Source organism: Bacillus sp. JJ1127 (assembly GCF_036965845.1).
GTDB lineage: Bacteria > Bacillota > Bacilli > Bacillales > Bacillaceae_G > Bacillus_A.
On sequence record NZ_JBALQK010000312.1, the window covers coordinates 1 to 2,026 of the forward strand.

Genomic DNA, 2,026 nt, shown 5'->3' on the forward strand with positions numbered 1-2,026 from the left:
ATTTTGATCAATCTTTTTTCAAAATGACGTTTTTTTATTTGCTGATAAATGAGAATTTGATAATCTTGGAGTAAAAGGAGCATCTATTAACAACAGTATATTAATTTATATTAATATACTGTTACAAATGTTTTGTTATTCTGTGAAATCTCCTAATATTATGGAAGAATTTGATATAATAGAAGTCAAAAAAACGCAATGGAGGCTATTATGAAAAAAATAATTGGCGCAGCAACAGTTCTTGGATTGGGAGCTTTTACAACATCTGTTACCGCGGAAACTATCGTAACAGCGGATGTACTCAACGTACGTGAAAAGCCAACAACGGAATCAAAAGTTGTAGATAAAGTAAAAGATGGACAAAAGTTAAATGTCATACATACTGAAGAAAGCTGGTCCAAAATTGAGTTAAATGGCAAAGAAGTATTTGTAAGTTCGGAGTTTACAAAAGATCTTTATCATGTAACAGCAAACTTGTTAAATGTACGTTCTGAAGCAAATACAGAATCAGAAGTTCTTGGCAGACTAAAAAAGGACGATGTAATTGAATCAACGCATCAAGTGAAAGATGGATGGCTACAATTTGAGTATAAAGGAAAAACAGCTTATGTAAATGTTTCTTTCTTATCAAGTACAGCACCAATTGAAAAGAAAGTTGAATCGAAAACGCAAGAAGTAGCAAAAACGAAAAAAGCAATGCAAGTGAAGGAAACAGCAAAAGTACAGGAAACAGCAAAAGTACAGGAAGCAGCAAAAGCGAAAGAGGAAGCAAAAGCACAGGAAGCAGCAAAAGTGAAAGAGGAAGCAAAAGCACAGGAAGCAGCAAAAGCGAAAGAGGAAGCGAAAGCACAAGAAACAGCAAAAGTGCAGGAAGCAGTGAAAGCACAAGAAGCAGCAAAAGTGCAGGAAGCAGTGAAAGCACAAGAAGCAGTAAAAGCGCAGGAAGCAACGAAAGCACAAGAAGCAGCAAAAGCGAAAGCACAAGAAGCATCTAAAAATAACACACAGTCGGGTAAACGTGAATTAACAGTTGTAGCGACAGCGTATACTGCTGATCCAAGTGAAAATGGTACATATGGTGGACGCGTATTAAGTGCGATGGGGCATGATTTAACGAAAAATCCGAATATGAGAATGATCGCAGTTGATCCGAAAGTAATTCCATTAGGATCAAAAGTATGGGTAGAAAATTATGGTGAAGCAATCGCTGGTGATACCGGTAGTGCAATAAAAGGTAATCGTATTGATGTTTTAGTAGGTTCAAAAAGTAAGGCTATGAATTGGGGAAGACAAACTGTTAAAGTAAAAGTTCTATGATAATCGTGGTTACCCAAATAGAAGTCAGATCTCTTTATTGAGACTGACTTCTATTTTTGAGTTAGTGCAACTCATTAAAAAAACTTGTTAATATGACTTAGGTATTTCAAGGGAAGTATTGCTAAACCAACACCAGAATTTTATAGAAAGTACACCGAATCAAGAAGGGATTGGACCTGAAACACATTGGGATACGCGTGTCCTTCAATACTTTTTAGAGGAGCGTTACCATGTTTCTATGTCTAGAGGTGGAATTTGCGACATGCTACACCGTTGGGGCTTTACTTACACAAGACCCATTTATCGTTTGAAAAAAGCAGATCCTCTGAAACAACAAAAGTTCTTACGAGAACTGAACTGGATAAAAAAACTTATCGGAAGATATGATACTGTTCTATGAAGATGAAACACATATACGTGACTATCAAGCCCTACATACTTCCTGGTTTCTTCGTGGTGAATAAAAATAAATTCCTACATATGGACGCCATGCAAGTGTTACGTTATTTGGTGCAGTAAATATGTCAAATGGTTATTTACATTCAAATATTTCAAAACCTTCACACCAGAGCCATATTCAAAGATATAACTCACGATTCTTCTCAATCTCCAATTTTATTAACTATAAGTGCCTGAAGAAAAATACATTTATTTGAAAAAACGTATTTTCCTGTCGTTTTTTGTCATTTTATAATATATACTATATAAC

2 protein-coding genes are annotated in these 2,026 nt (G+C 35.3%); both read left to right on the forward strand.

Features of this window, described 5'->3' with window-relative positions:
* Positions 1 to 210 precede the first annotated feature (210 nt).
* Positions 211 to 1,317, forward strand: coding sequence for an SH3 domain-containing protein (locus tag V7183_RS23435; protein ID WP_335361007.1), 1,107 nt, complete (start codon positions 211 to 213; stop codon positions 1,315 to 1,317).
* 118 nt (positions 1,318 to 1,435) lie between these two features.
* Entirely contained in the window at positions 1,436 to 1,717 is a 282-nt protein-coding gene (locus tag V7183_RS23440) for a helix-turn-helix domain-containing protein (RefSeq protein WP_438825197.1), read from the forward strand.
* Positions 1,718 to 2,026 lie beyond the last annotated feature (309 nt).

Excerpts from the sequence above, each read along its gene's own strand:
- V7183_RS23435 (WP_335361007.1), top strand. The coding sequence starts at position 211 with ATGAAAAAAATAATTGGCGCAGCAACAGTTCTTGGATTGGGAGCTTTT.